This is a genomic window from Mesorhizobium sp. B2-3-4 (assembly GCF_006442315.1).
Lineage (GTDB): Bacteria > Pseudomonadota > Alphaproteobacteria > Rhizobiales > Rhizobiaceae > Mesorhizobium.
Window position 1 is genome coordinate 510,828 of sequence record NZ_VFVY01000002.1, and the last position, 23,584, is coordinate 534,411.

Consider the following 23,584-nt stretch of genomic DNA (forward strand, 5'->3'; position numbering starts at 1 on the left):
TCATGCCGCCTTGCCGTCGCCGAATTTCTCGATCGATCGGGCGAGTTCGACGTGGTGGCGTGCATAGTCCGCCAGCGCGATGCCCTCGACCGCGGCCTGCCAGGCCTGCAGCACGGCCCTCACGCCGGCGCCCGGCCCGTCCGGATGGCTGACGATGCCTCCCCCGCAGAGATAGAGAAGGTCGAGCGTGCGGCCGGTGCGCTCGTATGTTTCGGGCGCCTGGCCGCCCCATTGGCCGGAACAGGCCACCGGCAGCGCGCAATCCTGGGGCGAAAACAGCGGCGTCGTCACCGCCTCGAAGGAGCGGATGAAGGAATCGTCCGGCTCCCAGTATTTCGAGCCGATGCCGTTGATCTGGAACTGGTCGACGCCGAGCAGGCGCCAGAATTGCTGCCAGACCTTGAAATCCATGCCGAGGCCGGGATGGCGCGTGAGGATGTCCCAGCCATTGCGGTGGGCATGCAGCACCAGCCCGGAGCGCTTTCTCAGATAGGCCATGCCGCCGAAGCCGATGGAGTTGATGTTGACGACGGCGCAATTGCCGCCGGCTTCGAGCACCAGATCGTGGTTGCGCATCATCTCGTCGGGATCGGCATGCGAGATGCCGAAGGCATACATCACCTTCTTGCCGGTCTTCTGCTCGTGGTCGAGGATCTCAGGCATGATCGCCTTCACCCGCTCGCCAAGCGGTGAATAGGCCGGGCTCATCAGCTTCTCGTCATCCTTGATGAAATCGACGCCGGCCTCGATCAGCTCGCCCACCATTTCGGCCGTCTCGTATGGCCTGAGCCCCAGCGCCGGCTTGACGATGGTGCCGATGATCGGCCGATCCTCGACCCCAGTCAGCTTGCGGCTGCCGGCAACGCCGAACTGGGGGCCGGGATGGGCGCCCCGATATTGCTCCGGCAGCTTCATGTCGATGACGCGGATGCCGGACAGACCCCGGATCGAATAGGTGCCGCCGATGGCGATGGTCATCAGCGCCGAAAGGTCGGTGCCGATTGAATCGAACGGGAAGCCGATGTCGACGTCGGCGCGCCGGAAAGGTCCGCTGCCGGATCCGGGCAGCGATGGCTGCGCGGCATCGGGCAGGGGCCGGATCGCCAGCACGCGCGCCGCCACGCGCGCCTTCAATTCCTCGGTCTCCCCCGGCAGAGCGACGAAGGTGCCGGTCGACTGGTCGCTGGCGATCTTGGCCGCCAGGGCCTCGATGCTGCCAGGGGTTTCGATGCGATAGGTAAGCGTGATCATGATCGGCCGGCCGCTCGAAAAGGGTTCGAAAAAAGTTTCGTCACGTTGGAAATCTGGTATAATGAGTACATAAGTATTGCAAGAAATATCCGAACCGCGACGAGCGGGGCGACGACGGCAATTCCGGGGAAAACCGTGCCACGGTTTTCTGTGCGGAACCGCGCGGAAGAACTGGAGCGACCCGCTCCAGGCGTAGGCATTCCGGTAATCCTGCCGGGAATGCTAAACAGGAACCGGGCCAGGGAGTGATTCGTCACGATGAACCGTTCGGAGCCGATCGTCCGGCGCAAACTTTCCGATGAAGTCTTTGCAAGGTTGAAGCGGCTGATCACCAGCGGCGAGCTGCAGCCCGGCGACGACATGCCGTCCGAGCGCGAGTTGATGGAGCGCTTCGAGGTCGGCCGGCCGGCGATCCGCGAGGCCATGCAGGCGCTCAGCAATATGGGGCTGGTCGCAATATCGCATGGCGAGCGCGCCAAGGTGCTGCAACTGACCGCAAAGTCGATCATCAGGCAGGTCGACGGCGCAGCCAAGATCATCCTGTCCTCGTCACGGGATACGCTCGAGCACCTGAAGACCGCGCGCATCTTCTTCGAGCGCGGCATGGTCAGGGAAGCCGCGGAAAAAGCCACGTCGGAGGATGTGCAGTTGCTGAAGGCGACCGTCGCCGAGCAGCGCGCTGCGCGCGGCGATTCCGAGGCCTTCATTTCGGCCGACATGAAATTCCATACCCAAATCGCGTCCATCTCAGGCAATCCGATCTACGTCGCGGTCAGCGAGGCCACGCTGGGCTGGCTGAAGGAATACCACACCGAAATGCTGATCTGGACCGGCAAGGAAAAATACACGCTGACCGAGCACGAAGAGATCATCGACCGTATCGAGCACCGGGATGCCGATGGCGCCGAGAAGGCGATGATCAAGCATCTTGAACGGTCCCGTGCGCTCTATGTGATGAATTCCGAGAAGTAGCCTGTTTGCCTAAACGAGCCTGGCAATCGCATAGGGCGACATGACGAGATCGCCCTGGCCAAGCGCGGAAACATCGACCGGGACATGGTCCGCCGTCAGGTTAGCCAGCCAGACGATGGTTTCCCCGGAGGCAGTGCGGCCGGCCAGCGCCAGGACCCGCGTCTCGTCGCTCGTCGTGGCGGAGAGATGCGTCAGCCCAGCCAGCTCACAAAGCCCTTCGATGGCCCGCAGGATCGGCCGCGGCGTTCCTTGCGCGAGGGGTTCGCCTGATCCGGCAACCACGCCGAACGGGCCGGCAAAACTCGAAAGCGTCAGCATTTCCAGTCCCGCCGGCGCAACGCGCGCGGCATAACCGATCGTCCACGCGGCGGCGAACTGCGCGGCATGGCGCGGATCGCGGTTCGCCATGGCAATGCGTTGTCCCTGCGGATTGTCCTTGGTCGCGCCGCCATAGGGGTTCTGGCGCATGGCGATTGTCGATGGTCCGATCCGGTACGGCTTGTTGCCGAAGATCGCCCGGGTGGACCGGGTGATGAAGGGCAGCGCCTCCAGCGACTGCATGACGCTGAGATCGTCCGCGGCATGCACGATCGGGTTGGTGCAGTGGGTGACGAAGTCGAGCAATCCGGCCGGAACCCGCTTGCGGTTGAGCTCGGTGAAATAGCTGAACATGCCGCCGCCGAGGCGGATGTCGGGAAAGGCCCGTCGCGCGGCGGCGTAGACATCCTCCAGCGGCGGGCATGCCGGCCAGGCGCTGCCCGGCGGTGTCGACTGGCGGTCGACCGAGGGCGACACCGCGATGGCGTCGAGCCGCAGGCCGGACTGCCGCACCATGTCGGCAACCTCGGAGAGTTCGGTATCGAGATCGCCGTTGCAGGCGACAACGCATTCGAGCGTTGTCGCCGCCGGCAAGGCGGCGGCGAGCCTGGCATGGGCACGCAATGCATCCATGCCGTGACCGCGCGTCGGATCGAAGTGGAGTAGCAATTGCTGTGGGCCGAGCCCGGCCAGTTCCGGCAGCTTGGCAAGCGACGCGTCGACGTCTTCGGGATAGATGACGACACCGATGTCAGGCAGTCGCGGTCCGGCCTCGCCGAGCTCGATGCGGACAGGCCCGATATCGGCCGTGGCGGCCGGCGTCCTTGCCTCGCCGGCAATACGCAGGCGGATCGTCTGGCGCACCGGTTCGCCTGCCGGCAAGACATAGGGCCACGGCAGCGCCAGCGGCCGCACATAGGTCTTGTAAGAGGCATCCGACCAGTTGCGCTGGTCTTCCATCTCGAATGTGTCGCCCTCCATCCGGCACTCGGCGGTAACGCCGGGCCGCACCTGATGCGTGATGGCGCGCAAATCCTTGAAGGGTTGCCAGGGGTCGATCAGATCGGGCAGTTCCGTCTCCACAACGCTGCCATCGGTGTGCTCGACGGTCACCGGACTGCCGGCGAGTCCGGCGATCGGGTGCAGGATACAGAAGCCGCAGCGGTTGGTCTCGAAGTCGCTGTCAGGCAGCGCGGTGACGTCGAAGCTGAGGCTGCCGTCGGCGGACCCTTCGATCGTCGTGCGGAAGTCGAGCCGGCTACCGCCCGGACCGGCGCAGCTTGCCGTATAGCTGACGCGGAAGCCGTCGTCGCGCTGGTCGATTGTGAGATCCGTCAGAGCGGGCTCATAGGTGCCCCAGTCGCGGTCGCGCACGATATAGGCGATGGCGCGCAGTACTTCGGTGCCGCCATGGCGGATGGTGCGCAGATTGCCGTTGACCAGTTCGGCATTCAGCGCACCCGCCTGCAGCAGGATCGGCGAAGCTTCGGTCGCCCTGGTGCCGTAAAGATCGAAAGCGTCGGCCCTCATTTCAGCAGGGCATCGATCTGCACCGGCTCGCGGCTGGCGGCACCGGCATAGGCGGCTTCGACGAGCGCGAATGTTTTCAGATTGTCCGCGCCCGAGGTTGCCGGCTCCTTGCCCGATGCAAGGCTGTCCACCCAGTGCTTCTGGATCGCCAGCACGCTTTCCTGGATGTTGTGCCATGGCCGCGAGGCCCAGGCGAGCAGTGGCGGCGACACGTCGCTGACGGTGGTGCCGCTCTTGCCAGCGACGGTGAGCTTGTAGCCCTGCGTCAGACGGATCGTGCCGTCGCCGCCGTCGAGTTCGATCAGCGTTTCCGGAAAAGGCTCCACGGCAAGCTTCGTCGCATAGCTGCAATCGACGACGGATGTGGCGCCGCCGGCATGGTCCATCAACATGGTGGCGACGTCCTCGCCGGCAATGGCCGGATTGATGCGCGCCGTGCGGGCGGTGAGGCTGGTCACGTCACCCAACAGGAAGCGGGCGATGTCGAGAATATGGATGCCGAGATCCTCGATGATGAAACGCTTGCCCGTCGCCAGATAGGGCTGGCCGGAAAACACATCATAGCCGGAGCGGAAGGAGATGCGGCCGAAGAAGGGTGTGCCGATCTCACCGCTGTCGAGCACGGCGCGCACCGCCTGGATCGGCGATTGCCAGCGAAAGTTTTCGTGGACCATCAGCGGCACGCCGGCTTCGGCGCAGGCCCTCACCATCGCCTTGGCGTCGGCCAGCGTCGGCGCGAAAGGTTTCTGGCAAATCACCGGAACGCGGTTCCCGGCAGCCATCTCGACCAGCGGCCTGTGGCTGCCCACCGTGGTGGCGATATCGACGAAGTCGAGCTTCTCAGCCGCGAACATGGCGGCTGCGTCGGTGTAGCGCCGCGCCACGCCGAACTGGTCGCCGACGACCTTGAGCCGTTGCGGATCGCGGTCGCAGATGGCGACGATCTCAGCGCCTTCTATGTCGCGCCAGGCATGCATCTGGTTGACGGCGAAGAAGCCGCAGCCGATCAGCGCTCCACGCAATTCAGCCATCCTCAACCCGCCTTTGCCATCTGCATCAGGGTAACACGCTGCTGCAGCCGGCGCTGCGCCTGGTCGACGACAACGGCGACGATGATGACGAGGCCCTTGATGACCATCTGCCAGAAGGAACTGACCCCCATCATCACCAGCCCGTCCGACAGGATGCCGATGACGAAGGCGCCCACGATGGTGCCGCCGATCGTGCCGCGGCCGCCCGACATGGAGGTGCCGCCGAGCACCGCCGCGGCGATGGCGTTCAGTTCGAAGCTCTCGCCGGTCGCCGGGTGCGAAGCCATCAGTTCCGATGAGATGATCAGGCCGACGATCGCCGCGCAGAAGCCGGAGAACATGTAGACGAACATCTTGACCATGTTGACGCGGACGCCCGAAATCCGCGCCGCGCGCTCATTGCCGCCGACCGCGAAGATGTGGCGGCCGAGCGGGGTGTAGCGGGCGAGATAGGCCGCCCCCAGCGCCACCACGATCAGGATCCAGATCGACACCGGCAGTCCGAGCAGCCGGCCGGCGCCGAGGAAGCCGAAGCCCGTGGTGCCGAGTTCCGGCTTGCCGACCAGATTGGGGAAGGTACGACCGTCGGACGACAGCAGCGCCATGCCGCGCGCCACATAGAGCACGCCGAGGGTGGCGATGAAGGGCGCGACATTGAGTCTGGTGATCAGCAGTCCGTTGACCGCACCGATCAGGATGCCGACCGCCAGCGTGATCAGGATGATCTCGACCACGTTGAAATAGACGGTGTAGCCGATCTGCAGGTCGATACCGTTGAGCACGAGATAGCCGGCCACCATGCCGCACAGGCCGACGATCGAACCGACCGAAAGGTCGATGCCGCCAGTGATGATGACGAAGGTCATGCCCATGGCGAGGAAGGCGTTGAGCGCCACATGCTTGGCCATCAGGATCAGGTTCGCCGCCGACAGGAAGTTGGGCGCCGCGATCGAGAAGAACACCAGAACCGCGATCAGCGCGATGAAGGTCCTGAGCTTCATCAGTGTCAGCAGTGCCGAGCCACTCGAGGCCGATGGGGCGGCCGCCTTGGCCGGAATGTCAGTCATCAGCGTTGCTCTCCATCCGAGGGGGCAAGATGTGCGGCGGGACCATGTCCAAGCGCCGACGCCGCGACGATCGCGGCTTCCGTCGCTTCGGCACGGTCGAACATGCCGGTCAGCCTGCCATTGCTCATCACCGCGATACGATCGGACAGCGCCATCACCTCGTCGAGATCGGAGGTGGCAAACAGGATGCCGAGCCCGTCGCGCGACAGCTTGCGCATGGTGCGGAAGACGTCGGCCTTGGCGCCGACATCGATGCCTCGGCTGGGCTCGTCCATCAGCAGCACCTTGGGTTCGGTGAGCAGCGCCTTGCCGATCACCACCTTCTGCTGGTTGCCGCCCGACAGCGAGGAGACCTCTTGCGCGGGATCGGCGACCTTGATCGCCAGCTCCCGAACCATCTGCGTCACCGCCTGCCGTTCCGCGGCACCGCGAATGTGAAACAGGCTGACGAAGCGCGATAGGCTGGCCAGCGTCAGATTGCTGGCGACCGAGAGGATCGACACCAGCCCCTCGCGCTGCCGGTCCTCGGGTATGAGGGCCAGTCCGCGCTGAATGCGGCGCGTCGTGTCGCGCTCCTTCACCTGGCGTCCGGCGATGAAGATCCTGCCGCTGGCATGGCCATGACGGCCCATGATGCAGTCGAACAGTTCACTGCGGCCGGCGCCCATCAGTCCGTATATGCCGAGAATCTCGCCGGCGCGCAGCGACAGCGAGAGATGGTCGACCGCCAGTCCGCCGGTGACGCGCGGCAGGCAGATTTCCTCGGCACGGAAGATTTCGTCGCCCGGCTGATGGCCGTCGGCCTTGGCGAAATCCTTGGCGTCCGAGCCGATCATCTGCCGCACGATCCACTGCGTGTCGACGTTGCGCATCTCCTCCTGGCCGGTGATGCGGCCATCGCGCAGCACGGTGATGTAATCGCCGATGCGGATCAGCTCTTCCAGCCGGTGCGAGATGTAGACGATTGCGACGCCGCGCGCCTTGAGGTCGGCGATCACCTTGAACAGGATCTCGACTTCGGCCGCGCTCAGCGCCGAGGTCGGCTCGTCCATGATCAGGATCTTGGCGTCGAGCGAAACCGCCTTGGCGATCTCGACCAGCTGCTGCTGGCCGATGCGCAGATCCTCGACCAGCATGTCGGGCCGGATGCCGGCTTCGAGCCGGTCGAGAAATTCGCCCGCCCGCCTTTCCTGCGCCTTGCGGTCGATCTTGCCCAGCCGGTTGGTGATCTCACGCGTGGCGAAGATGTTCTCGGCGACGGTCATGTTGCCGAACAGGTTCAACTCCTGGAACACCATACCGATGCCACGGTTCACGGCGTCGCCAGACGAGGAGAAGGAAACCGCTTCTCCTTCGAGCAGGATGCGTCCGGCGGTCGGCTGTTCGACGCCGGCGATGATCTTCATCAGCGTCGATTTGCCGGCGCCATTCTCGCCGACCAGCACATTTACCGCGCCCTTGCGTACCTCGAAGTTCGCCTGTTTGACCGCGACCGTGCCGGCATAGACCTTGGAGACGTCTTCCAGCTTGAGGATGACATCGTGGCCCGAACTCATGGCTTCGGCCCGATCTCGGCCTCCGCCGGCGTCACCAGCGGCAGGTCCTGGCCGGCTTCGATCGTATAGGCGCCGAGCACCTTGGCGGTGCGGCCCTCGAGTGCCTCGCGCGGCAGCTTGGACAGCATCGTCTTGTCGGCATAGGCGTTGAAGGCCTTGCCGAACTGGGCGAAATCGATCTGGTTGGTGAAGTCGTTGAACTGGACGAAGTCGAGGCTGTCGCGCAGTGCCGTGCCGCGCATGGCCGGCCCGATCTGGACGCGCGCATCGGCCTTGCCGTCGCCATCCACGTCGATATCCATCGTGCCCGCGCGCGACTGCGTGTTGGCGGCGACGATCTTGCCTTCGACACGCACCGCGAAGGTCCATGGCGAGTTCGCCTGCTTCTTGGGATTGCCGTATTTGGCGCCGGCCGCCGCCGGATCGGTTTTCGCCAGCGCATGAACCTCGGCGAACGGCCCGGCCTTCTGGCTGAGATAGGGGATGACTTTCGAGGCCCAGATGTCCTCGACCATCTTGTCCGGGTTGAAGGCAGGCGCGCTGTTTTCGCTCTGCGCCACCGGCGTCGGCAATATTTTGCAGCCGCCGAGGCCAAGGCCCGCGAGCGCGGCAAGCGTCAGCCAACTAAAAGGGGTCAGCCAGGTCAATGTCTTCGGCATGACGGTCAAAAGCACCCGGAACGTGAACTCGGGCAATTCCGGGAAAAATGTGAAACGGTTTCCCGTCCGGAATTGCGGCGAAACAAAGAGTTGGGCGAGGGGCGAACCCTGAGGTCGCCCCTCGCTGTCCAATTGCGCCGGGTCAGTTCTTCAGCGCGAAGGTTTCCAGCTTGGCGGCATTGTCGCCGTTGATGAGCACGCAGTCCATCAGCTGCTTTTCCTTCTCGGGCGACTTCTTGTTCTTGATGAAGTCGTTGGCCTGCTCGACCGCCATCTGCGCCTGGGCATAGGCAGGCTGCAGCACCGTCGCCTTGATACCGCCGGAGGTGATGGAATCGCGCACGTCGTTCGAACCGTCGAAGCCGACGACGATGACATCCTTGCGGTTCGCCGCGGCGAGCGCCGCATAGGCGCCCATCGCCATCGTGTCATTGCCGGAAATGACGCCCTTGATGTCGGGATTGGCCTGCAGGATCGATTCCATCTTGGAATAGGCCTCGGTCTGGCTCCAGTTGGCCGATTGCTGCGCGACCATCTTCAGGTCCGGATAGTCGTCGATGACGTCGTGATAGCCCTTGGAGCGGATGCCGGCATTGGTGTCAGATTCCTTGCCTACCAGCTCGACGAAATTGCCCTTCTCGCCCATCAGCTTGACGAACTCCTGCGCGCCGAGCTGGGCGCCCTGGTAGTTGTTGGAGACGATCTGGGCCACCGCGACGCCGGTGGCGTTGATCTCGCGGTCGATGAGGAAGGAGGGGATGCCGGCGTCCTTCGCCTTCTGCACGGCGGCGACCGTGGCATCGGCGCCGGCATTGTCGAGGATGATCGCCTTGGCGCCGCGGCCGATCGCGGTGTCGATCAGTTCGGACTGCTTGTTGGCGTCGTCGTCATGCACCAGCACCAGCGCTTCGTAGCCGAGCTCCTTGGCCTTGGCCTCGGCGCCGACGGCTTCCGCCTTGAAGAACGGATTGTCGTGCGAGGGGGTGATGATGGCGATGAGGTCGGCGGCGTAGGCGGGCATCGCCGTGCCGAGTGCCAGCACGCCGGCGAAGGCGGCGAGCGTCATTCTGCGTGTCAGTTTCATGAAGTCCTCCCGTTGAAAAAATGCCTCGATCGATCAAGGCCGCTGTCTGCGTCTGAATTCGTCAGGCCGCGGAGAATGCGGACCACTTCGGCTCAAGCCGTCGATCGGCCTCTTCAGAGCCGATCCGCGCTCCCGTTCCCCGCCATCCTCCACTCGTCACGGCTTCGAATTTCCAGCGAAGCGTGCCCGGTACGAGCCGGAAACAGCTTAGCCAACTGGTATAATGAGTCAACCACAAATTCAGGTGATATGTACCTGAGAGGGCCGTGCCTTCTGCCACGGGAGCGGAAGGGAAACGCTTTCGCTCTCAGGTGATGCGCTGAATGCTGGCCGCGATCTCTTCGGGCTCGAAGACGCGCTTCCAGTCGTCGCGCATCAGCACCGGCTTGCCGAATTCGATCGCTTTGTTGCAGGCATCCGAGAACACGCCCTTGGTTTCGCCGAAGATGACGGCGCCGAGCACGTTCATGTGGCCAAGCAGGAAGTCGAGCGCCGCCTGCTGGTCGACGCCGCGCGCCACAACCTCGTCGACTGCTTCCTTCATGACGACCAGCAGCGAGGCGCACACGGTTTCCGAAAGGCCGGGCTCGAGCAATGCCATCTGTTCGACGGAGACGCGGTGCGAGCGCATGACCGGCGCCCAGATGATCTTGGCGATGGCCTCGCCCTTGGCGTAGTCGGCTTCCGGTCCCTGCATCAGCGCGCTGACCATGTGCTGCTTGGCTTTGACGCCGCCGAAATAGTCCTTCTTTGCCGCCATGTCGGTCTCGTCGTTGAAGATCGGCGGATGGCAGGGATGGGTGACGAAGTAGGTCAGGTCGGGACGGTCTGGCAAATGGCCGGCGAACGGCGCGGCGGCGTCGAGCACGATGACCATCGTGCCCGGCGCGAGCTTGCTCTCGATGCCTGCCGCGACCTTGCCGATATGGGTGTCCGGCACGGCCAGGATCACCACGTCGGCGCCTTCCAGCGCCTCGTCGGCACCGACCGTGTCGAAGCCCAACCCGGTCTTCAGTCGCTCACGGCCGGCCTCGCTGACCTCGACATGGCGGATCGTATAGGGCGAGCCGCGGAAATTGGTGGAAAGGCGGTAGCCCATTTTGCCGCCGGCACCGAACAGCGCGATCGTCGTCATCTAGCCCTTGCTCCCTGGTCCTTGGACGACGGTCTGACCAATCGTCACCTTGTCTACTGGTATGATCACTCTACCATGACTTGGCAAGAGAAATCGTCACCGCTTTGTCATTCCGGCCGGATCGCGATCCCGCCAGTCTCGGGTTTCACCGCGTCGGCGTCGCCCGCGCCGTTGACGGCGGCTCGCCGCGACAGCACCTGCCGGCCGGCCAGTGCCAGAACGAAGATGACGACGATGCCTTGCACGATGTCCTGCGCGCCCGGCGGCAGGCCGACGATCTGCATGGTGGTGACGATCAGGATCAAAAGGATGCTGGCGAACAGCGTGCCGACGGCACTTGCCGAGCCTCCGAAGATCAGCGTTCCGCCCAGCACCACCGCGGCGATCGACTGCAGGAGGTAGGGCTGGCCCATTTCGAGGAAGGCGCCGCCTATATAGGCGCCGAGCAGCAGTCCGTTCAGCGAAGCCAGCACCGACGAGATGATGAAGGCCGAAGCGATGACCCGGTTGTTGCGGATCGCCGCCAGCCGCGCCGCGGTGCGGTTCTGGCCGACCGCCGACAGCAATTGTCCGAACACCGTGTAGCGCAGCACGAAGGCGGTTACGGCCACGCCGGCAATGGCAATGACCGCCATGATCGGCACGCCGGAGACGCGGCCCGTCGCCAGTGTCTTCAGCAACGGACTGACGGCGAAACCCGATATGGCGCGGTTCGACAGCAGCGTTGCCGTCGCCAGCACATAGCCTGTCGCCAGCGTCGCGATGATGGCCGGTATGTTCAGTCCGACGACGAGCAGCGAGTTCAGCGCGCCGACCGCAAGGCCGAGCAGGATCGCCGCCCCGACGCCGATGGCGAGGTTGGCGTCCTGCCCCTTGATGGTGAGCAGCGCCACGAAGGCGCTGAGCGTGATCACCGAGGCCACGGAAAGGTCGATGTTGCCGCGCCCGGTGGTGACGACGAACATCTGGCCGATGCCCACGACTGTCAGGAACGAGGCCGACAGCATGATGCCCGAAAGACTTGAGAGGCTGAAGCGGTTGGTGACCACCGACAGCACCAGCCAGAGCACCAGCACGCCGATGGCCGACCACACCCAGCGGTTCTTCTGCGCCCAGAGGCTGAAGGCGGCGGCGCCGTTCATTGTTCGCTCCTGCGGTCGGCGGTCAGGCTGCGCAACGTCAGCAGGGCGATGAGCACCAGCCCTTGCGTTGCGGCGTTGAAATCGCTGCTCACATTCAGCGTGCCGAGCAGGGCGCCGATCAACGACAAGGTGACCGCACCCGCGATGGCGCCGACCGGAGAAATGACACCGCCCAGCAGCGAGCAGCCGCCCATCACCACGGCGGCGACGCTGAGCAGCGTGAATGAACTGCCGGAATTGATGTCGCTTGCCGTGTTGATCGCTGTCAGCGACAGACCGGCGGCGGCCGCGAACAGCCCGGCAACGAGGTAGCGCACCAGCGCATAGCGCGTCGGCGACCAGCCGGAGCGGATCATGGCGGTCGGATTGTTGCCGAAGCCGCGCAGCACCACGCCGAGCGGCAGCCGGTCGATCACGAACACCACCAGCGCGACCGCGGCGATGAGGATGATGGAAGTGGGCAGGAAGCCAAGCGACCAGTTGAACATCGCCGACAGCCATTCGGGGCTGGCGCCGCCCGGCGTCGGCTGCAGCGCATAGCCCAATCCCATCCAGATGAAGGAGGCGCCGAGCGTGACGACGATGGCCGGGATCTTGCGTGCCTGGATCAGGCCGCCGAGCCCGGCATAGGCGGCGACCGCCGCCGCCAGCGCCAGCGCGCCGAGCCATGGCTGGTCATAGAGCAGCGTGGCGGAGAGCACGCTGACCAGGCCGGCAAAGGCGCCGACGCCAAGATCGATCTCGCTGCCGCCCACGATGAACATCTGCGCCGCCGTTACCAGCACCAGCGACAGCGCCGGCATCAAGAGCAGGTCGAGCCCGAAGATCGAGGCGACCGCCGGGTTGGCCGAGATCATTACCGCCAGCACGGCGGCGAGGCCGATGAAGGGCGCCGCGTTGACCAGCCGGCGGGCAAGTCCGACGCCGCTGGCGCGGTGCCCGGAACCGACGCCGGCGTCTGCCTGCTGGGCGAAGGATGCGCCGACGACGGCCGATTCCGTGATCGCTTCGCCACTCAGCTCCTTGACGATACGTCCGCCCGAAAACACCAGCACGCGGTCGCAGGCCAGAAGCTCGGCATCTTCGGTCGTGTGCCAGACCAGCGTGCGTCCGCCGCGCGCGATGTCGTTGCAGAGCCTGTAGAAGTCCTGCTTGGTGGCGATGTCGACGCCGCGCGTCGGATCGTCGAGCAACAGGATCGGCGTGTCGGCGACGAGGGCACGGGCGACCAGCGCCTTCTGCTGGTTGCCGCCGCTGAGTTCGAGGATGTTGGAGCCGAAGCGTTTGTCGTCGAGCCGCAGCCGGCCGGCAGCATCGGCCGCGGTGTCGCGGTTGGCGCGCTCCGAAACCAGGCCCAGTGCCGGACGGCGGGCAAGGCTGCCGATGCTGATGTTTCCAAGCACGCTCCACAGCGGGAACACGCCTTCCTTCTGGCGGTCGCCGGCGATGAAGCCGGCGTCAACGCTTCTGGCGACGGCGGCATCCCTGGCGGTATCCGGTTCGAAGATGGCGTGCAGCAGCTCCTTCTGGCCGCTACCCTCGAGCCCAGCCAGTCCGATGATCTCGCCGCGGCCGATCGCGATGTCGTGGCCGAGCCCTGCCGTCAGGAAGCCGGACAGCTTGACCAGCGTCTCGCCGCTGCTCTGCGTGGCGGCGCTGTGCTGGTGGATTGAGTTGGCGTCGCCGCCCATGAGTTGCACCAGCCGGCCGATCGAGGTGTCGGCGGCGTCGCCGCGCCAGGCGGCGCGGCCATTGCGCAGCACCATCACCTGCGTGGCGATGTCGATGATTTCCTGCAGCTTGTGGCTGATGAAGATGAAGGCGAGGCCGGATCTGGCCCGCTCGCGGATAAAGGTCCGCAACTGCCTGGAGCGGTCGAGGTCGAGCGAGGAGGTCGGCTCGTCGAGCACGATCAGCTTGACGCCGGGCGTGGCCGCGGCGCGTGCGATCTCGACCATCTGCCGCTCGGCGATGGAGAGGTGGCCGACTTCGGCATTCACATCGATGCCGTTGGCGGGAAAGACGGCGTCAAGCGCCGCACGGGCTCGCGCCCGGTAGAGTGCCCGCCAGCCAGGCCGGTTGACCGCGTCGCCCGGCGTCTCCAGAAAGAAGTTCTCGGCGACGGAAAGGTTGGCGCACAGCGACAGTTCCTGGTGCACCATGCGAATGCCGCGCCGCTGCGCCTCCGCCGTGTCGTAGTCTACGAAATTTACGCTCTGGCCAGCGAACGAAATCGAGCCCAGCGTCGGCGACGTCGCTCCGCACAGGATGCGCATCAGCGTCGACTTGCCGGCGCCGTTGCCGCCGACCAGGCCGATGATGTCACCGGACGAGACGGCGAGGTCGATCTCCGCATTTGCCAAGGTCGGCCCGAAACTCTTGGTGATCTTGGCCAGCGAGACGACGTCTGGCCGTACGGCCGGCATCGTGGCGGCACCTTCCGGGTCGGCTACGGCAAGATGGGACATTCGTCCTCCGTTTCTGTACGGGCAAGGACCGGGCGCGGCCGTTTGGCGGCGCCCGGTCCTTTGGGCATTCGCGACTTACTTGCTGAGCAGGTTCTGCTTGACCCAGTCGAGCGAATAGCTGGGGCTGATGATCTGGCCGCCCGGCAGCTTTGCATACTCCTTGAGGTTGCTGGCATCGACGGTCGCCACCGGCATGATCATCATCTTGGGCGCCTTGGCGCCCTTGACCAGCGACAGGCCGAGCCAGAACGCCGCCCCGCCAATGCCCGGCGTGGTGTTCATCGACACGGTCTGATAGCCGTTCTTGGCATTCTCCTCGGCCCACCATTTGACGAAGTCGGTGCCGCCGCCGCCCTCGATGATCGGCATCTTGCCGGCATAGTCGCCGCCATACTGGACGAAGGCCTGGGCAATGCCGACATCGTCGCTGCCGCCCTGGCCGAGCACGGCGTCGACATGCGGCAGCGAGGGCAGGACGTTGGCGATCGCCGCCTGCGCGACCGAGGCGGTGGCCTGGCCGTAGACGGTGGCGACGACCTTGATGTCGGGATATTTGGCCAGCACCGACTGCTGCGCGTTGAACATGTCATTGTCGGGCGCCGAGCCCTTCACGCCACGCACCTGGATGACATTGCCCTTGCCGCCGATCATCTTGAAGACGGCTTCGGCCTGGGCCGCCTTGTAGCCCTTGAAGTCGAAGTTGAGCTGGTAGTTGCAGGGCGCCGAAGCAACCGAATCGAAGGAAACGACGATGATGCCGGCGGCACAGGCCTTCTCGATGATGCCGTTGACCGCAGTTTCTGAGGCGGCGTCGACAGCGAGCACGTCGACCTTCTTGAGGATCAGCTCGGCGATCTGGCTGTTCTGCTGCGCCACCGAGCCGTCGCCGTTCATGATGATGTAGTCGGCGATCTGGCCACCCGCCTTGGCTTCCTTGGCCGATGCCTCGAAAGCCTCCACCATCTGGTGGCGCCAGGTGTTGCCGTAATAGGCGTTGGCGAGCGCGATCACCGGCTTGTCCGACGATGCCATCGCCGGCAGAACCGAAACGCCGGCCAGCGCGGCGGCGGCAAACGCCGCCACAATTGCAAACTTCATGGATATCTCCTCCCAAAAGACCGCCCAACACGGTCGGTTGTCTGCCATTCCCTTATAGCGTCTCTTCCGAAAGATGCCATACCATTTACATGTTATACCAGCATACCAAATAGGCAAGCCGATAGCGGAACTCGTTCGATCGGTCGTCGGGAACGAAATGCGACCTTCCGGCCGCGTCTCTCCTTGCCCCTGTCCAGTCGGGCCTGGGTTGGTTCCGGTGGCTTCGGCAGCTTTGCCCAACGGGTTCGTGGCGCCAATCGCCGGTGGACGTTAGGTCATCATATATGTAATGTCAATTGTCGAGCGGGGCTTGTTTGCCGGCGCGACTCGCTTCGATATGCCGAAGAGGAATGACGGAGATGCGGATGGAACCGGTCCAGAAGAAGAAACTGTATGTCGAGGTCCTCGACCGGCTGATGGCGGCAATCTCGACGTCCGAGTTTCCCCCAGGTTCGCAATTGCCGTCTGAAAAGGAACTGATGACGATGATCGGCGTCGGCAGGCCGTCGATCCGCGAGGCGATGCTGACGCTGCAGCAGATGGGGCTCATCCGGATTTCGCATGGCGAACGGGCGCGCGTCATCAATCCGACCCCCGAGGTGATCGTCGACCAGGTCTCCGCGGCGATGGTCATGATGCTGGCGACGAACTCGCGCGGCCTGGAAGAACTCAAGGAAGTCAGGCTCTTGCTGGAAACCGGCCTGGTCCGGATCGCCACGCGGCGCGCCACGGCCAAGAGCCTAGAGCGGCTTGCCGAGACCTTGCGCCACCTGCGCGACGCCAAGGGCGACCAGGCGCGATTTGTAACCGCCGACATGGAGTTCCACGCCGTCATCGCGGAGATGAGCGGCAATTCGATGATCGCGGCGGTGGCCAAGGGCATGCTCGAATGGCTGTCCCGCTTCAAGCGCGATCTCGTGGCCATGAAAGGCGCCGAGCGCCTGACGGTCGAGGAACACGAGCGCATCTACAAGGCGATTGCCGGCGGCGATGCGGAAGGCGCCGCCGCCGCCATGGCCGATCATATTGGCCGCGCCAACGAACTCTATTCGAAACTGGCCGGCGGCAGCGGAGGCTGACGACGAAAAATTTTTTGCCCGAGAAAACTCATGTGATGACATGATATCTTTTTGGTGCTATCGCTCGCCACCTCGAAGATCATCCCAACCGGAAACCCTGCATTGACCGGTCGACTGCGCGCCACCTATCTGATCGAAACCCGCTATCCCGTGGCAATTGCCGCCGCCGCGATGGCGGGCGAGCAATCGAGCGGCACGTTCCGCCCGATACCTGGCGAAACGCCCGAATTGCTGCGCAGGTTCGGCGCCAGGGTCGAATTCATCGAGGATATTGGCGAGGCTGACGGCGAGGCCCTTCCGTTTTCACGCGCGCCCGCAGATGCGGCCGCCGTCAGGCCGCGCCGGGCCAAGGTGGGTCTTTCCTGGAACATCGAGAACACCGGCACCGTGCTGGCCTCGGTCTGGTCGACGGTTCTCGGCAATCTGTTCGAACTGCATCATTTCTCGGCCATGCGTCTGCTCGACGTCAGCTTCCCCGATGTCTTCACGGAAGCCTATCCGGGGCCGGCTTTCGCTGTTGAAGGGACGCGCCGTCTGACCGGCGTCGAAGGGCGGCCGCTGATCGGCACCATCGTAAAGCCGAGCGTCGGCCTCTCGCCGGACGAGACGGCCGCACTTGCCGACACGCTGATTTCGTCCGGCCTCGATTTCATCAAGGACGACGAACTGATGGGAGATCCCCCGCATTCCCCGTTCGGCCACCGGTTCGAAGCGGTCATGGCTGTCATAGACCGGCACGCTGACAGGACCGGGCGCAACGTGATGTACGCGGCCAACATTTCCGGGGACATCGACGCCATGCGCCGTCAGCTTGACCTGATCGAGCGCCGTGGCGGCACCTGCGCTATGCTGGTCCTGAATTCCGTCGGCCTGTCCGGCATCATCGAGATGCGCCGTCATTCCGGCGTTGCGCTGCATGGCCACCGGGCCGGCTGGGGCCTCTACAGCCGCTCGCCTGATCTCGGTATCAGCTATCTCGCCTACCAGAAATTCTGGCGCCTGGCCGGCATCGACCACATGCATGTCAACGGGCTGTCCAACAAATTCTGCGAGCCCGACGATTCGGTGATGGCCTCCGCCCATGCCTGCCTCACCCCGATGTTCGGCCGGGCCGACCGTCCCGATACGGTGATGCCGGTGTTTTCTTCCGGGCAGACCGCGGTCCAGGCGGGCGAGACCTATGCAAGGCTCGGCTCAAGCGATTTCATCTATTGCTGCGGCGGCGGGATCATGGCGCATCCCGGCGGTCCGGCCGCCGGCGTTCGAAGCCTGCATGACGCTTTCGAAGCCGCGGCCGCCGGCATTCCGGCGCGCGCCTATGCCGCCACGCATCCTGAACTCGAAGCCGCGCTGCTGACGTTCGGCTGAACCGGCGCCAAGGCGCGCCATCACCATGGAACGGGAGAAGAAAATGACGATATCCGTAGCGGTGCTTGGGGCCGGCGGGAAGATGGGCTTCCGCGTGACCGGCAAGCTGATCGGGGCGGGCTATGATTTGCGCGCCGTCGAGGTCGGCGAGGCGGGCCGCAAGCGTTTGGCCGAGGCCGGCATCGCCGCCGTCGCCATGGAGGAGGGCATTCCCGGCGCCAGGGTCGTGGTGATGGCTTTGCCGGACAATATCATCGGAGAGGTGACGCGGCAGATCTCGCCGATGCTGGCCAAGGGCACCATGATCCTCGTTCTGGATGCGGCCGCACCCTATGCCGGTGACCTGCCGAAGGACCGGCCGGATCTCACCTATTTCGTCGGCCATCCCTGCCATCCGCCCTTGTTTGGCGAGGAGACGGAGTGGGCCGCGCGTCGCGACTATCATGGCGGCATCGCCAGGCAGTCGATCGTCTGCGCCCTCATGCAGGGCCCGGAAGAAGACTACGCGCTTGGCGAAGAAGTGTGCAAGGCGATGTGGTCGCCGATCATCGACAGTCACCGCGTCACGGTCGAGCAACTGGCGATCCTTGAGCCAGGCCTGTCCGAAATGGTCGCCATGCCTTTCGTCGACACCATGGTCGAGGCGGTCGAGGAGTGCGAGCGCAAATACGGCATCCCAAGGCAAGCTGCGCTCGACTTCCTGATCGGCCATCTGAACGTCGAGATCGCCATGTGGTTCGGCTTCTCGCCGAAAGTGCCGTCCGATGCAGCGCTGCGCCTGATGCGCTTCGCCAAGGGCGTCGTGGTTCGCGACGATTGGCGCGAAGCGCTCTCGCCGGCCAAGGTCAAGGAAGCCTCCGAACTCATCGTTTACGGCAAGGGAGCCTGAGTCCTGCCTTCGCGCATCCTATCGGTATCGACCGCGCTCTTCGACGGCTATCCCCTGGAGTTGGCCGTCGAGGAGATTGCGCAAGCGGGTGCCACCCATGTCGAGCCGGCCTTCATCCGTGGCTATGTCGATTTCGACGAGCATATGTTCAGCGAGGCGTCGGCATTGAAGCTGCGCCGGACGGCGCGAAATGCCGGACTGGGCATCAACGCCGTGTCGGCCCATCTCGACCTGTCGGGGCCGGATGCGATCGGCGCATTGTCCCGGCGCATCGGCTTTGCCGCCGGTCTCGGCGCTTCTTTCCTGATCACCAATGCCGGTCCGGCGGTAAACCGGGCCGCCATCCGCGCGACGATCGACGCCGCTCTGCCAAGCCTGGAACAGGCCGGCATCGTCCTGGCGCTCGAGAACCCCGGACACGGCAGCGGTGATTTGCTCGGCGGCGCGCGGTCGGGGGCCGGCTTCGTCAGGGAAATCGGATCGCGGCATGTCCGCATGAACCACGATGCCGGCAACATCTTCACCTATAGCGGCGAGACGCTGCAGCCCGCGCAAGATATCGCCGATGCCATCGACGTGGTCGGCCATGCGCATCTGAAGGATGTCGTCAGCACCGGTACGGGATGGGTGTTCTGCGCCGTCGGCGACGGCTCCGTCGACTATGCATCCTATTGGGCGATGCTGCCCGCCACGATGCCGGCCAGCATCGAACTGCCCTTGCGGCTGGAACGCCCGGGGCGCGGCGATCCCCAGCGCGGATCTGCACCTGTCGGTCTCGCTGTTATTCGAGACACGCTCAAGCGTTCGCTGACCTTCGTCAACGCGCTGGAGGCCGCGGCGAGCGGCATGGCTTGAGCCGAGTTCGAGCAGGCCCCGGGCAGGCGCCTATCCCCGCTCGGGGAACATCGCCTTCAGCCCCTCGCGCGATGCCTTGGCGACGCCGCGCTCGGTGATCAGACCGGTGACCAGCCGTGCCGGCGTCACGTCGAAAGCCGGGTTTGCCGCCGGCGTTGCCTCGGGCGAGACGCGCACCTGTGCAATTCTGCCGTCTGATGTCTTGCCCCAGACCAGCGAGACCTCGTCGCTCGAGCGCTCCTCGATCGGGATTTCGGCAAGACCGTCACCCACCGTCCAGTCGATGGTCGGCGAGGGCAGTGCGACATAGAACGGCACGTCGTTGTCGGCGGCGGCGAGCGCCTTGAGATAGGTGCCGATCTTGTTGCAGACATCGCCATCGGCCGTCGTGCGGTCGGTGCCGACGATGACCATGTCGACCGCGCCATGCTGCATCAGATGGCCGCCGGCATTGTCGACGATCAGCGTATGCGGCACGCCGTGGCCAGCCATTTCCCAGGCAGTGAGCTGGGCGCCCTGATTGCGCGGGCGGGTCTCGTCGACATAGACATGGACGGGAATGCCGGCTTCGACGGCGAGATAGATCGGTGACGTGGCCGTGCCGTAGTCGACCGTCGCCAGCCAGCCGGCATTGCAGTGGGTGAGGATATTGACCGTCTCGCCCGGCTGCTTGCGCGCCGCGATCTGCTTGATGATTTCCAGCCCGTTCTCGCCAATGGCGCGATTGAGCCCGACATCCTCGTCGGCGATCGCGCTGGCGCGCTCATAGGCGGCCGCGGCGCGTTGTGCCGTTGGCAATGGCTTGAGGAAACGCCGCATCTCGTCCAGCGCCCAGCGCAGGTTGATCGCCGTCGGCCGCGTCTCGTGCAGTTTTTCCCAGACGTCGTCGAGGGCTGCGTCGGAAGGATCGACGGCCATCTGCATGGCGACGCCATAGGCCGCGGTGACGCCTATCAGCGGTGCGCCGCGCACCCACATGTCGCGGATCGCGATGGCGATGGCGGCGACCGTACCGAGCGTCTCGATGCGGAATTCATGCGGCAGCCAGCGCTGGTCGATGATCTCCACCGAGCGACCGTCGTCGCTCAGCCAGATGGTCCGGTAGTGGCGGTCGCCGACGTTCAAATGCTCTTCTCCTGTTCGATCAGCGCGGCGAGATGGTTGACCTCGTCGATGCTGTGTATCTGGCGCCGGTTGACGGCGATGTGACGGCCGAATTTCAGCGCCTTCGCCTCGCAGGCGGCGCGCACATCCGCATCGGCAATGGTCTCGAAATCGGCGTTGTGGGCGAGCCCAAGGATGCGCCGGTGCACTTCGATGCCGGCGAAGCCGAGCAGATCGTCCCAGATCTGGTGCAGCACATTGTCCAGCGCCTGCTCGGAGCCCAGCCTGTCGCCCTGAACCTCGAACAGGCTTTTCTGGTAGAGCATGCCGGTGCGCTCGGTGCGCCACAACACGGAGAATTCGGCGCGGAACACCGCCCAGGTCTCTGTCGTGACATCGAGCAGGTAGGCGCGCATGGCGTCGCGGCTGCCTTTCTGCTCGTGCCCGCTTTGCGAGAAGAAGGACATCCAGAAATTGGCGAGCAACATGCCGACATCGAAGGCCATCGGGCCATAGAAGGCGAACTCCGGATCGATCATCCGGGTCTCGGTGTCGGTGACCATGATCGAGCCGGAATGCAGGTCGCCATGCAGCAGGGTCTCGGCATTGGCGGCGAAGATGTGTTTCAGCCGCTGCGCCTCCACCTTGAGGTCGCGGTCGGCGCGCAGTTCGGCGACGAGGGCATCGAGTTGCGGCGATGTATGCCGGTTCAGTTTGGCATCGAAATAGGGATCGGAAAAAACCAGATTCTCGGTGATGTCGCAAAGCTCGACATTGTCGGCGAACAGCGCAAGGTCGGCCTTGCGCTCCCGGGCCACCATCGACAGGTCCGAGCCGCGGAACAGGGTGCGGGCCATGAACAGGCCGATATCCCTGGCGATGTTGGGCAGTTGCCGGCCCTCGATCAGGGCCCGCCGCAGGATGATGTGCGGCGGCGCCAGATATTCCATGATGATCAGCGCCTGCCCTTCGTCGAAATGATAGATCGCCGGCACCGAGCCGGGCGCCCTGCGCTCTTGCCGGGTCAGCGCGTGGTACTCGAAGAAGGAGCGTTTGAGCGGCAGCGGCCAGCTGTCGCCGACGAGGCGGACATAGGGCAGGGCCTGCTTGACGATGGCGCCGCCATTGGCGCCTTCGACGATGAACACCAGGTTCAAATTGCCGTCGCCGACCTCGCGGACCTTCCAGGCGCCAGTGTCCTTGCCGATCTTGGCGCACAGCGCCTCGTTCGTGCCGAGGCGCGTTGCGAGCGTCTCCACCGACAGTGCTTCGAACGGCAATTTCTCAGTCATCCCTGTCCCTCCCGCCTATCGGCTCCGATCATAAGGGAGCCTGAGCGGCGGGGCCAAGCTAGGAAGCTGTCTGGCAATTGTCAATCGTGTTGACAATTGCCGATATTGACCATAGCGTCATCGTCAGGGAGGAACGCATGGTCGGCAATGCCGTGTTCCGCGTAGAGGGACTGAGGAAATCCTTTGGCCGCAACGAGGTGCTTGGCGGCATCTCGCTCGAACTGCATTCCGGTGAAGTGACCGTGCTGATGGGCGCCAACGGCGCCGGCAAATCCACCCTGGTCAAGATCGTCAGCGGTGTCTACGAGCGCGGTGGCGGCACCATGACGCTGGCCGGTCAGGATTTTGCGCCGAACACGCCGGCGGAGGCGATCCGCGCCGGCGTCGTCACCGTGCACCAGAACATCAATGACGGTGTCGTCGCCGACCTCGACGTTGCGACCAATCTCACGCTCGACCGGCTGAGCGGCCGGGGCGTGCCGACCCTGTTCAATCCCGCCCGCGTGCGCCGCGAGGCTAAGGCGGTCGCCGACCGCATGGGACTGGCCATCGATTTGAAGGCGCGGGTCAGCGACCTTTCGCTGGCCGACCGCCAGATGGTGGCGATCGCCCGTGCGCTCGCCCACCAGCCGAAAGTGTTGATCCTCGACGAGCCGACGTCCTCGCTCTCCAGTGTCGAGGCCGACCGTCTGTTCGCGCTGGTCGACCGGCTGCGCGAGCAGGGCGTGGCGATCCTCTATATCTCGCACCGCATGTCCGACATCAGGCGGCTCGCCGACCGCATCGTGTCGATGCGCGACGGCGTCGTCTCGGGCGCCTTCGATGCCAAGCCGCTCGACTATGAAGGCGCGGTCAACGCCATGCTCGGCCGCAAGGTCCATCTCGACCGGATCGTCGTCAGGAGTTCGGCCAAGGCGGTCCTGACCGTCGACGGCCTGCGCATCGCGCAGGGTGCCAGGCCGATCTCGCTGACGCTTGGCGATGGCGAGATCGTCGCCGTCACAGGCCTCGTCGGCGTCGGTAAGACAGCCCTTGCCGAAACGCTGTTCGGCGTGCGCCGGCCGCTCGCCGGCGCCATGACGATGAACGGCAAGCCTTACGCGCCGCGCTCGGCGGGCGACGCCATCGCAGCAGGCGTGTTCCTGGTCGCCAAGGATCGCGCGACCAGCGGCATCGTCGGCGGCTTCAACATCGAGCGCAATGTCAGCCTGCCCTTCCTCAGGCGCATGTCTAGCCTGAGCGTGCTGAAACGCCGTCTCGAACGCGCCACCGCGCGCCGGCAGATCGAGGAACTGGGCATTGTCTGCCGCTCCGAGAAGGATGAGATGTCGGCGCTGTCAGGCGGCAATCAGCAGAAGGTCATGGTCGCCCGCTGGATGGCGCAGAGCGCCGCGCTGTTCATCCTCGACGAGCCGTTCCAGGGCGTCGACATTTCGGCGAGGCGCGATATCGCCGCCAAGCTGAGGGCAAGCGCTAATGGCCGCGCCACGCTTGTGTTCGTCACCGAACTCGACGAAGCGCTGGAGACGGCGGACCGCATCCTGGTGATGTCGGAGCACACGATCGTCGGCGAACACCGCAATGCCGATATCGACCTCGACCGCCTGTTGGCCGAGGTCGCCGGCGGACCGCTGCACAGCGCTGCCTGAGCGCGGTCGATGGAATTGGAATGGAGAGACCATGGGT

General features: G+C 64.8%; 19 protein-coding genes. 6 read left to right on the forward strand and 13 right to left on the reverse strand.

From position 1 onward, the window contains the following. On the reverse strand, nucleotides 1–1,251 hold the full coding sequence (gene oiaX / locus FJ967_RS06035; protein ID WP_140730778.1) for a 3-oxo-isoapionate-4-phosphate decarboxylase OiaX: 1,251 nt from the start codon (nucleotides 1,249–1,251) through the stop codon (nucleotides 1–3). Nucleotides 1,252–1,509: 258 nt separating this feature from the next. Between oiaX and FJ967_RS06040 the strand changes: the two genes are divergently transcribed. After that, the gene (locus tag FJ967_RS06040; RefSeq protein ID WP_140730779.1) at nucleotides 1,510–2,223 is read left to right on the forward strand and encodes a transcriptional regulator NanR; all 714 of its coding nucleotides are present in this window, start codon (nucleotides 1,510–1,512) and stop codon (nucleotides 2,221–2,223) included. 9 nt (nucleotides 2,224–2,232) lie between these two features. Here FJ967_RS06040 and FJ967_RS06045 read toward each other — a convergent pair whose 3' ends face one another. The 10 genes from FJ967_RS06045 to FJ967_RS06090 all read right to left on the reverse strand — a co-directional run bounded on the left by FJ967_RS06045 (nucleotide 2,233) and on the right by FJ967_RS06090 (nucleotide 15,311). Then, nucleotides 2,233–4,071 carry a hypothetical protein gene (locus tag FJ967_RS06045; RefSeq protein WP_140730780.1) on the reverse strand — a complete coding sequence of 613 codons (1,839 nt, stop codon included), beginning with the start codon at nucleotides 4,069–4,071 and terminating at the stop codon, nucleotides 2,233–2,235. Beyond that, nucleotides 4,068–5,102, reverse strand: a complete 1,035-nt coding sequence (locus FJ967_RS06050; protein ID WP_140730781.1) for a Gfo/Idh/MocA family oxidoreductase — start codon at nucleotides 5,100–5,102, stop codon at nucleotides 4,068–4,070. Before FJ967_RS06050 ends, FJ967_RS06045 begins: the two co-directional genes overlap by 4 nt. 2 nt (nucleotides 5,103–5,104) lie before the next feature. Next, nucleotides 5,105–6,169, reverse strand: coding sequence for an ABC transporter permease (locus FJ967_RS06055; protein ID WP_140730782.1), 1,065 nt, complete (start codon nucleotides 6,167–6,169; stop codon nucleotides 5,105–5,107). After that, nucleotides 6,169–7,725 carry a sugar ABC transporter ATP-binding protein gene (locus FJ967_RS06060; RefSeq protein WP_140730783.1) on the reverse strand — a complete coding sequence of 519 codons (1,557 nt, stop codon included), beginning with the start codon at nucleotides 7,723–7,725 and terminating at the stop codon, nucleotides 6,169–6,171. The genes FJ967_RS06055 and FJ967_RS06060 overlap by 1 nt, the downstream gene beginning before the upstream one ends. Continuing rightward, a complete protein-coding gene (locus tag FJ967_RS06065; protein WP_140730784.1) occupies nucleotides 7,722–8,384 on the reverse strand; it encodes a DUF2291 family protein in 663 nt (220 codons plus the stop codon). The genes FJ967_RS06060 and FJ967_RS06065 overlap by 4 nt, the downstream gene beginning before the upstream one ends. 142 nt (nucleotides 8,385–8,526) lie before the next feature. Beyond that, nucleotides 8,527–9,468 (reverse strand): D-ribose ABC transporter substrate-binding protein, encoded by a 942-nt coding sequence (locus FJ967_RS06070; RefSeq protein WP_015318943.1) that lies wholly within the window; start codon nucleotides 9,466–9,468, stop codon nucleotides 8,527–8,529. A 307-nt stretch (nucleotides 9,469–9,775) separates the two neighbouring features. Beyond that, complete coding sequence (locus FJ967_RS06075; RefSeq protein WP_140730785.1) at nucleotides 9,776–10,603, reverse strand: phosphogluconate dehydrogenase C-terminal domain-containing protein; 828 nt, start codon at nucleotides 10,601–10,603, stop codon at nucleotides 9,776–9,778. Nucleotides 10,604–10,710: 107 nt separating this feature from the next. Next, complete coding sequence (locus tag FJ967_RS06080) at nucleotides 10,711–11,745, reverse strand: ABC transporter permease (RefSeq protein WP_140730786.1); 1,035 nt, start codon at nucleotides 11,743–11,745, stop codon at nucleotides 10,711–10,713. Beyond that, nucleotides 11,742–14,213 carry an ATP-binding cassette domain-containing protein gene (locus FJ967_RS06085; protein WP_140730787.1) on the reverse strand — a complete coding sequence of 824 codons (2,472 nt, stop codon included), beginning with the start codon at nucleotides 14,211–14,213 and terminating at the stop codon, nucleotides 11,742–11,744. The genes FJ967_RS06080 and FJ967_RS06085 overlap by 4 nt, the downstream gene beginning before the upstream one ends. A gap of 75 nt (nucleotides 14,214–14,288) precedes the next feature. After that, nucleotides 14,289–15,311, reverse strand: a complete 1,023-nt coding sequence (locus FJ967_RS06090; RefSeq protein WP_140730788.1) for an ABC transporter substrate-binding protein — start codon at nucleotides 15,309–15,311, stop codon at nucleotides 14,289–14,291. Nucleotides 15,312–15,676: 365 nt separating this feature from the next. On the opposite strand from FJ967_RS06090, the gene nanR reads away from it, so the two are divergent. The 4 genes from nanR to FJ967_RS06110 all read left to right on the forward strand — a co-directional run bounded on the left by nanR (nucleotide 15,677) and on the right by FJ967_RS06110 (nucleotide 19,502). Next, nucleotides 15,677–16,390 carry a transcriptional regulator NanR gene (gene nanR, locus FJ967_RS06095; protein ID WP_140730789.1) on the forward strand — a complete coding sequence of 238 codons (714 nt, stop codon included), beginning with the start codon at nucleotides 15,677–15,679 and terminating at the stop codon, nucleotides 16,388–16,390. A gap of 102 nt (nucleotides 16,391–16,492) precedes the next feature. Next, on the forward strand, nucleotides 16,493–17,758 hold the full coding sequence (locus FJ967_RS06100; protein WP_140730790.1) for a RuBisCO large subunit C-terminal-like domain-containing protein: 1,266 nt from the start codon (nucleotides 16,493–16,495) through the stop codon (nucleotides 17,756–17,758). Between the two features lie 43 nt (nucleotides 17,759–17,801). Further along, nucleotides 17,802–18,647: a phosphogluconate dehydrogenase C-terminal domain-containing protein gene (locus FJ967_RS06105; protein ID WP_140730791.1), complete on the forward strand. Its 846-nt coding sequence runs from the start codon at nucleotides 17,802–17,804 to the stop codon at nucleotides 18,645–18,647. A 60-nt stretch (nucleotides 18,648–18,707) separates the two neighbouring features. Next, on the forward strand, nucleotides 18,708–19,502 hold the full coding sequence (locus FJ967_RS06110; RefSeq protein ID WP_246675186.1) for a TIM barrel protein: 795 nt from the start codon (nucleotides 18,708–18,710) through the stop codon (nucleotides 19,500–19,502). A 30-nt stretch (nucleotides 19,503–19,532) separates the two neighbouring features. On the opposite strand, the gene mtnA is transcribed toward FJ967_RS06110, so the two are convergent. Both mtnA and mtnK read right to left on the reverse strand, forming a co-directional pair. Then, the gene (gene mtnA / locus FJ967_RS06115; protein WP_140730793.1) at nucleotides 19,533–20,627 is read right to left on the reverse strand and encodes an S-methyl-5-thioribose-1-phosphate isomerase; all 1,095 of its coding nucleotides are present in this window, start codon (nucleotides 20,625–20,627) and stop codon (nucleotides 19,533–19,535) included. Beyond that, nucleotides 20,624–21,898 carry an S-methyl-5-thioribose kinase gene (gene mtnK, locus FJ967_RS06120; RefSeq protein ID WP_140730794.1) on the reverse strand — a complete coding sequence of 425 codons (1,275 nt, stop codon included), beginning with the start codon at nucleotides 21,896–21,898 and terminating at the stop codon, nucleotides 20,624–20,626. Before mtnK ends, mtnA begins: the two co-directional genes overlap by 4 nt. Before the next feature lie 137 nt (nucleotides 21,899–22,035). Here mtnK and FJ967_RS06125 point away from each other — a divergent pair, with 137 nt between their 5' ends. Further along, on the forward strand, nucleotides 22,036–23,547 hold the full coding sequence (locus tag FJ967_RS06125; RefSeq protein ID WP_140730795.1) for a sugar ABC transporter ATP-binding protein: 1,512 nt from the start codon (nucleotides 22,036–22,038) through the stop codon (nucleotides 23,545–23,547). Nucleotides 23,548–23,584 lie beyond the last annotated feature (37 nt).